The sequence below is a fragment of the Mycobacterium sp. TH-M25 genome, assembly GCF_057473665.1.
In genome coordinates, this window is record NZ_JBYCLA010000381.1 from 1 (window position 1) to 7,108 (window position 7,108).

At 67.8% G+C, this 7,108-nt stretch carries 9 protein-coding genes and 1 pseudogene; 3 read left to right on the forward strand and 7 right to left on the reverse strand.

Annotation, left to right across the window (positions count from 1 at the left end; all coding sequences use genetic code 11):
- Nucleotides 1-127: 127 nt before the first annotated feature.
- Nucleotides 128-1,006: an alpha/beta hydrolase gene (locus tag AC2VOU_RS12715; RefSeq protein ID WP_486957701.1), complete on the reverse strand. Its 879-nt coding sequence runs from the start codon at nt 1,004-1,006 to the stop codon at nt 128-130.
- A 24-nt stretch (nt 1,007-1,030) separates the two neighbouring features.
- Nucleotides 1,031-1,279 (reverse strand): hypothetical protein, encoded by a 249-nt coding sequence (locus AC2VOU_RS12720; protein ID WP_486957702.1) that lies wholly within the window; start codon nt 1,277-1,279, stop codon nt 1,031-1,033.
- Nucleotides 1,280-1,579: 300 nt separating this feature from the next.
- On the opposite strand from AC2VOU_RS12720, the gene AC2VOU_RS12725 reads away from it, so the two are divergent.
- From AC2VOU_RS12725 to AC2VOU_RS12735, 3 genes are all read left to right on the forward strand, one after another.
- Nucleotides 1,580-2,173 (forward strand): recombinase family protein, encoded by a 594-nt coding sequence (locus tag AC2VOU_RS12725; protein ID WP_486957707.1) that lies wholly within the window; start codon nt 1,580-1,582, stop codon nt 2,171-2,173.
- A 179-nt stretch (nt 2,174-2,352) separates the two neighbouring features.
- Entirely contained in the window at nt 2,353-2,982 is a 630-nt protein-coding gene (locus AC2VOU_RS12730) for a TetR/AcrR family transcriptional regulator (protein ID WP_486957703.1), read from the forward strand.
- Nucleotides 2,979-3,653, forward strand: a complete 675-nt coding sequence (locus AC2VOU_RS12735; RefSeq protein WP_486957704.1) for a methyltransferase family protein — start codon at nt 2,979-2,981, stop codon at nt 3,651-3,653. The genes AC2VOU_RS12730 and AC2VOU_RS12735 overlap by 4 nt, the downstream gene beginning before the upstream one ends.
- 9 nt (nt 3,654-3,662) lie before the next feature.
- Here the strand turns inward: AC2VOU_RS12735 and glgC are convergent, their stop codons facing one another.
- From glgC to AC2VOU_RS12760, 5 genes and pseudogenes are all read right to left on the reverse strand, one after another.
- Nucleotides 3,663-4,877 carry a glucose-1-phosphate adenylyltransferase gene (glgC, locus tag AC2VOU_RS12740; RefSeq protein WP_486957705.1) on the reverse strand — a complete coding sequence of 405 codons (1,215 nt, stop codon included), beginning with the start codon at nt 4,875-4,877 and terminating at the stop codon, nt 3,663-3,665.
- Nucleotides 4,878-4,968: 91 nt separating this feature from the next.
- On the reverse strand, nt 4,969-5,136 hold the full coding sequence (locus AC2VOU_RS12745; protein WP_149440684.1) for a DUF3117 domain-containing protein: 168 nt from the start codon (nt 5,134-5,136) through the stop codon (nt 4,969-4,971).
- 133 nt (nt 5,137-5,269) lie between these two features.
- Nucleotides 5,270-5,872: pseudogene (locus AC2VOU_RS12750) on the reverse strand (DNA-3-methyladenine glycosylase I); the annotation flags it as partial.
- A 2-nt stretch (nt 5,873-5,874) separates the two neighbouring features.
- A complete protein-coding gene (locus AC2VOU_RS12755) occupies nt 5,875-6,207 on the reverse strand; it encodes a DivIVA domain-containing protein (protein ID WP_486957706.1) in 333 nt (110 codons plus the stop codon).
- Nucleotides 6,204-7,091, reverse strand: a complete 888-nt coding sequence (locus AC2VOU_RS12760; protein WP_486957708.1) for a glucosyl-3-phosphoglycerate synthase — start codon at nt 7,089-7,091, stop codon at nt 6,204-6,206. Before AC2VOU_RS12760 ends, AC2VOU_RS12755 begins: the two co-directional genes overlap by 4 nt.
- Nucleotides 7,092-7,108: the final 17 nt, after the last annotated feature.

Sequence of the window (7,108 nt, forward strand, 5' to 3'; positions counted from 1 at the left end):
CTCGACCTACTAAACCCCAAAATTCCCAGCTCACAGGCCTGCTAGTCAACAACGCCGGAGCCCTGCCCCCAGGTCAAACCCGCAGCTGAATGTTTGCGCTCAGCCGACCCCGTCGAACGGAATCGATTCACTTCTTGCGCTCAGCAAGTGCTGAAATGGTGGCCCTCAACCAGTCCGCTTGGTCGGTGATGATTTGCGCTGGATGGTCGCCGTAGAACGGCTGGAAGTGATCAACGTCGTAGCGTTTCAGCATTGCCTGAGGTGCGTGTTGGGCGATCTGGTCGATAGCCTTTGCGGATACCGAAATGTCGCGTCGCCCAGCCTGAATCAGCACCGGGCACTTCAGCTTCCGCGCGTGAGCAACGGGCCGCCAGAATGGCAAAGGTAACACTATGCCGGCGCGCACTTCGTTGCGCCGACCAGGCGCGACAAGTGAGCGGAAACCGTCGAACTCGCCGGGGAAGGTCAGTCCCCCGCGGCTGCCCGGCGGCGCTGACACCGGAATCATTGCATCCCTGATCGCCTGGCCCATCAGCCACAGTGCATTGCGTGGCTGGGTTCTCATGCCGTAGTTGAACCGCCACCGGCCGTCAGCGAAGGGGCAGAGCAGAATGACCCCAGCGATGCGCTCATCTGCAGCGGCAGCCTCGATCGCGGTCCCGCCGCTCAGCGAGTAGCCCCACAAGATGAATCTGTCGGGGTCAATCCCGTCAAGTGTGCGCGCAAATGCGATCGCCGCCAGGCGGTCGTCAAGTTGCTCAGACATGCGGACCCGTTGCCGCGGTTCACCTTCAGAATCGCCAAGGTAGCGATGATCATAAACCAGTACAGCGGCTCCGGCTCGCGCCAGCGCTTCGGCGTAACGGGCCAGGCCATCAGCGCGTGTAAGTCCGAAGCCGTGGGCCATCACCACACAGGGAATGTTGTCATCGGTATTGGCCGGCCGGTAAAGCCAACCCGCGCAACGTATGCCGACTGATAGGAATGAGACATCAGTCCGATCCATGGGTCGGCCTTTCAGCTAGCAACATCATCGTCCTGGCGCCTGGGGGGCTGGCGATCCGCTAGCCGCCAGTGGTCCGCAGCGAACGTCGAAGCCTTCCCGCACGGTGTCCAGGACGCGACGCTGCCGTTCGCGCTCGTGACGGTGGGTGAGCATGAACCGCGCCATGCCCGGCAAGCGCCGCGCCAGTGGGTACCAGGTCTCGAAGTCGAGTCCGTTTTCGCTGAATACTCGGCTCGGCAAGCTTTCGTAGATGACGCTGAGGTTGTGCTGCACAAGAAGACGAGGTCACCCCGACGGTAGCGATCCATGGGCTGATCATCGCACTACTGCAAGGCCCACGGGCCCGCTTTGTGACATCGGACGTCTATGGTCCAAGAACTGCCACCCGTTATGTCATGACGATCAATGTTTCGATCAGCTGCCCGTAGGCCGAACCTGCTACGGGACAACCCCGGTAGCAACCCATACGCCTCGAAAACCCTGCTGCGTCAGGACCTGCGTAATCCCACAAGACCCGCCCGCAATAATGCCCGGTGATGGTGGCTTTACCGGTACAGTCGTTTGGTGGCCCGAATGCTGGTCGGTTACGCCCGCTGCTCGACCGACGCGCAGGATCTCACCGCCCAACGCGATGCGCTGACCGCGCTGGGCGTGAAGCCGAATCGGATCTACGTCGACCACGGTCTGACTGGTACCAACCGAGCTCGTCCCGGACTGCGCGAGGCGCTGGCCGCATGCCGTTCAGGCGACACTCTGGTGGTAACCAAACTGGATCGGCTGGCACGCTCCCTGACCGATGCCCGCAACATCGTCGAGGAACTCACCACCGCCGGGGTCAAGCTGAACATCGGCGGCTCACTGCACGACCCGACCGACCCGGTCGGGCGGCTACTGTTCAACGTCCTCGCAATGATTGCCGAGTTTGAATCGGACCTGATCAGAATGCGGACACGGGAGGGCATGAAGGTCGCCAAGGCCAAAGGTCGGCTGCGTGGCAAGCAACCCAAGCTCAAACCCGCTCAGGAGGCACACCTCGTCGAGCTGTGGCGAGCCGGAAAGCACACCAGCACCGAGCTCGCTGAGCTGTTTTCGGTCGCTCGCTCCACCGTCTACCGAGCCGTACAGCGGGCCGGCGCGCCGAAACCGGCGCGGGCTCGTCGAGGTTGAGCAACTGCCGCGCCAGGGACCAGATCCGGTCCGTTACTAAGGGGACCCGACGTTAGGCGGCCCGTTCGCCGCCTGACGGGTCGCGCGCACCGACGCATATCAAATGCATATTTTCCGAGCGACCGGGCAGCGACCGGAACGCTTGACGATCGGCTGAACGGATGTTTAACATATTGAACATGCGTTCAGCCGACGTGACGGCCTGCGCCCGGATCCGTGACGCGGCCATCGACCAGTTCGGCCGGCACGGCTTCGGCGTCGCCGTGCGGGCCATCGCCGAGGCCGCCGGGGTGAGTCCGGCCCTGGTGATCCACCACTTCGGCTCCAAGCAGGGGCTGCGCAGCGCCTGCGACGAGTACGTCGCGGAGCAGATCCGCCAGCAGAAGACCGACGCGATCCGGTCCACCAATCCGGCGTCCTGGCTCGCGCAGCTGGCCGAGATCGAGACGTACGCCCCGCTGATGGCCTACCTGGTGCGCAGCCTGCAGTCCTCCGGCGAGCTGTCGAAGACATTGTGGCGCACCATGATCGACAACACCGAGCGGTATCTCGCCGAAGGCATGAGGGCCGGCGCGGTCAAACCCAGCCGCGACCCGAAGGCCCGGGCTCGCTACCTGGCCATCACCGGCGGCGGCGGTTTCCTGCTGTACCTGCAGCTGCACCAGAACCCGACCGACCTGCGCGCGGTGCTGCGCGACTACGCCGACGAGATGACGCTGCCGGCCCTGGAGGTGTTCACCGAGGGCCTGCTGACGGAGGACACCATGTACGACGCGTTCGTCGCGGACGCAGAACGGAGGCAGCCATGAGCATCGTCGGCAGATCGGTGGTCTCGTCCGTGCTGGGCCTGGCGCTCTTCGTGGCACTGGTGTTCGTCCCGGCCGGAACTCTGCACTACTGGCAGGGCTGGGTGTTCCTGCTCGTCTTCGCCCTGGCGACCTGGTTTCCCAGTGTCCACCTGCTTCGGACCAACCCGGCCGCGATCCGCCGGCGGATGCGCGCCGGACCGTTCGCGGAGACCCGGCCGGTGCAGAAGATCGTCAGTTCGCTGGTGTTCGTCTTGTTTCTGGCGATGATCGCGGCGAGCGCGCTCGACCATCGGTTCGGTTGGTCGCCGGTGCCGACGCCGATCTGCCTGCTCGGCGACGCGCTGGTGGCGACCGGGCTGGTCGGCACCATGGCGGTGGTCGTCCAGAACGGGTACGCGGCGGCCAACGTCGTCGTCGAGGACGGCCAGCGGATGGTCTCGACCGGCCTGTACGGTCTGGTGCGCCACCCGATGTACGCCGCGACCGTCCCGCTGCTGGTGGGCGTGCCGCTGGCGCTGGGCTCCTACTGGGGGCTGGTCTTTCTGCTGCCCAGCCTGGCGGTGCTGGCGGTCCGGATCCTCGACGAGGAGAAGCTGCTCACCCAGCAGCTGGCCGGGTACGCCGAGTACACCCAGCGGGTGCGCTACCGGCTGCTGCCCGGCCTGTGGTGAGCCGCGCCGTCAGATCCAGACGCCTTTGCCCACCGCGATGACGCCGCCGGCGCTGATCGCGAACCGCTCCCGGTCCTTCTCCAGGTCCACCCCGATCATCTCGCCGGGCCCGACGACGACGTTCTTGTCCAGGATCGCGTGTCGGACCACCGCGCCGCGGCCCACCCGGGTGCCGGGCATGATCACGCTGTCCTCGACGATCGCGCCGTCGTCGACCAACACATTCGAGCTCAGCACCGAGTTGCGCACCGAGCCCGCCGAGACGACGCTGCCGGCGCCGACCACCGACTCCTGGGCGGAGCCGCCGTTGACGAACTTGGCCGGCGCCAGGTTCTCGGTGGCGCCGTGGATCGGCCAGCGCCGGTTGTACAGGTTGAAGATCGGGCGCGCCGACACCAGGTCCATGTGGGCGTCGTAGAAGGCGTCCAGGGTGCCGACGTCGCGCCAGTAGCCGCGGTCGCGGTCGGTGGCGCCGGGCACCTCGTTGGCGGAGAAGTCGTAGACCGCGGCCAGCCCGTCGGTCACCAGCCGCGGCATGATGTCGCTGCCCATGTCGTGGTCGGAGTGGTCGTCGTCGGCGTCGGCGCGGATCGAGTCGACCAGCACCTTGGTGGTGAAGACGTAGTTGCCCATCGAGACGTAGGTGGTGTCCGGGTCGTCCGGGATGCCGGGCGGCTTCGTCGGTTTCTCGACGAAGTTGCGGATCCGGCCGGACTCGTCGGCGTCGATGCAGCCGAACGATTTCGCGGCCGCGCGCGGCACCCGCACCCCGGCCACCGTCGCCCCGGCCCCGGCGTCGATGTGAAACCGCACCATCTGCTCGGGATCCATCCGGTAGACGTGGTCGGCGCCGAACACCACGATGTAGTCCGGGTCCTCGTCGAAGATCAGGTTCAGCGACTGGTAGATCGCGTCGGCGGAGCCGGTGTACCAGCGCGGACCGAGGCGCTGCTGGGCCGGGACCGGGGTGATGTACTCACCGGCCAGACCGGAGAGCCGCCAGTTCTGGCTGATATGCCGGTCCAGCGAGTGCGACTTGTACTGGGTCAGCACGCAGATCCGCAGGTAGCGCGCGTTGACCAGGTTGGACAGCACGAAGTCGATCAGCCGGTAGGCGCCGCCGAAGGGAACCGCCGGCTTGGCCCGGTCCGCGGTGAGCGGGTGCAGCCGTTTGCCCTCTCCACCGGCCAGCACGATGCCCAGCACGTGCGGCGTTTCCCTCATGGCCTAAACCTATCGGCCCTGACAGTCCCCTGCCAGGTTTGCCGGGGCTGGCTCCCCAGGGGACGGTCTCACGCCGAGGCGGCCGGCGAACTCAGCTGGTGACGTTCTTGAGTTCGTCGCCGAGCGCGGCCGCCTCGGCGGGAGTCAACTCGACGACGAGCCGGCCGCCACCCTCCAGTGGGACCCGCATCACGATGCCGCGCCCTTCCTTGGTCGCTTCCAGGGGTCCATCACCGGTCCGGGGCTTCATCGCCGCCATCGAATGCTCCCTCCATAGTCACGCTGGCCGTGAGCGGGTCTGGGCCGCCGGAGACCCACCGCGGCGTCCGGCGTTGGACTGCCGATTCCGGTCCATTCTCCCCTATCGGCACCGCGGCGCGCACACGGCCCGGCCCCGGGTGGTGTCGGCGCGCCGCCGGCGGCACCCAACAGGCCCGCAGGTGGTCATCGACCATGCCGGTGGCCTGCATCAGCGCGTACGCCGTGGTCGGGCCGACGAACCGGAAGCCACGGCGCTTCAGTTCCCGCGCCATCGCGGCCGATTCGACGCTGGCGGCCGGGACGTCCGACATCGCCACCGGGCGCGGCCGCGGCGGTGGCGCGAACGACCAGAGCAGCTCGGACAGGTCGGTGGCGGCCAGGTCGGCGGCCGCTCGGGCATTGCCGATCGTCGCCTCGATCTTGGCCCGGTTACGCACGATCCCCGGGTCGGCCAGCAGCCGGGCCACGTCGGCCTCGGTGTAGCCGGCGACGGTCTCGATGTCGAAGCCGGCGAACGCCCGCCGGAAGTCCGCCCGCTTCCGCAGGATCACCAGCCAGGACAGCCCGCTTTGGAACGCCTCCAGGCTGATCCGCTCGAACAGCGCGGTCCGGTCGTACACCGGCCGGCCCCACTCGCGGTCGTGATACTCCCGGTAGAGCTGGGACCCATCGCCCCGGTAGGCGTCGGCCCAGCCGCAGCGGACCCGGCCGTCGTCCGGCGGCGCCGCGGCCACGGTCAGCGCGCGCCCGGGCCGGGCCACCTGACCGGATCGCCGCCGGGGCGAAGCGCCTGCGCGGCGGCGAGTTCGCCGCGGAGCAGGTCGAGCTCCTGGCCCAACCGATTGAGCACCCAGTCCACCTCGCTGGTCTTGTACCCGCGCAGCACCTGGGCGAACTTGACCGCGTCGACGTCGGCGCCGGTAACACCGGAGACCGGCAGCATCGTGGCCGTGGTCCCGCGCGGCAGCGGCGGGAGCTGCTCCCCCCGGTCGAAGATCAGGCTGCCCACCCCGAACAGCAGCGCCGCGACCAGGATCAGCACCAGCAGATACAGCAACACCAATGTCACGTCGTCGATCCTGCCTCATACCGCTGTCGCAGGATGCTCATCGGCGGGCGGTCGACCAGTGACAACGGCGCGGTCTGCGGCAGGTAGTCCATACCGTCGGGGCCGTCGGGCAGGAACTGGGTGAGCCCCACCCCGGAATCCGGGATGCCGCAGCGGGACAGCAGGGTGGCGATCACCTGTCGGCTCATCACGCTCAGCTCGGTCAGCGGGCGGTTGCGGTGCGCCCGGACCCCCAGGTTGACCTGGGCGATCGCGTCCAGTCCCAGCCGGTCGTAGCTGTCGATCAGCAGGCCGACCTCCACCCCGTACCCGGGCGCGAACGGTACCGAGGTCAGCAGCTCGCGGCTGCCCGCGTACTCGCCGCCGAGTGGCTGCAGCACCCCGCCCAGCTCCGGGCGCAACGCGGCCAGCAGCGGCCGGGCCACCAACTCGGTGACCCGCCCACCACCGTCGGCGTCTTCGACCCCGCCCACCTTGAGCGGCCGACGGTAGAAGCCCTTCACCAGATGGATTCCGTCGCCGGTGAGCAGTGGGCCGACCAGCCTGGGGACGAACATCGGGTCCGGGTCGATCAGATCGGAGTCAACGAAGACGACGATGTCGCCGCTCGTCGCGGCGAGCGAGCGCCACAGCGCCTCGCCTTTGCCGGGCTGCGGGGCGATCTCCGGCACCGCCTGCTCCCGGCTGACCACCCGGGCGCCGGCCGCGATGGAGCGGATCTCGGTGTCGTCGGTAGAGCCCGAGTCGAGCACGATCAGTTCGTCGACCAGCGAGCCGACCAGCGGGGTGATGCTGTCGACGACCGAGCCGATGGTGGCCTGCTCGTTCAGCGCCGGCAGCACCACCGAGACGGTCCGCCCGGACTTGGCCTTGGTGGCGAGCAGCCCGGCGACCGTCCAAT

What these genes read in the sequence shown, in the direction of transcription:
- AC2VOU_RS12730 (WP_486957703.1), top strand. Translation starts at nt 2,353, where the DNA reads ATGCGTTCAGCCGACGTGACGGCCTGCGCCCGGATCCGTGACGCGGCC.
- glgC (WP_486957705.1), bottom strand. Translation starts at nt 4,877, where the DNA reads ATGAGGGAAACGCCGCACGTGCTGGGCATCGTGCTGGCCGGTGGAGAG.
- AC2VOU_RS12745 (WP_149440684.1), bottom strand. Translation starts at nt 5,136, where the DNA reads ATGGCGGCGATGAAGCCCCGGACCGGTGATGGACCCCTGGAAGCGACC.
- AC2VOU_RS12735 (WP_486957704.1), top strand. Translation starts at nt 2,979, where the DNA reads ATGAGCATCGTCGGCAGATCGGTGGTCTCGTCCGTGCTGGGCCTGGCG.
- AC2VOU_RS12725 (WP_486957707.1), top strand. Translation starts at nt 1,580, where the DNA reads ATGCTGGTCGGTTACGCCCGCTGCTCGACCGACGCGCAGGATCTCACC.
- AC2VOU_RS12715 (WP_486957701.1), bottom strand. Translation starts at nt 1,006, where the DNA reads ATGGATCGGACTGATGTCTCATTCCTATCAGTCGGCATACGTTGCGCG.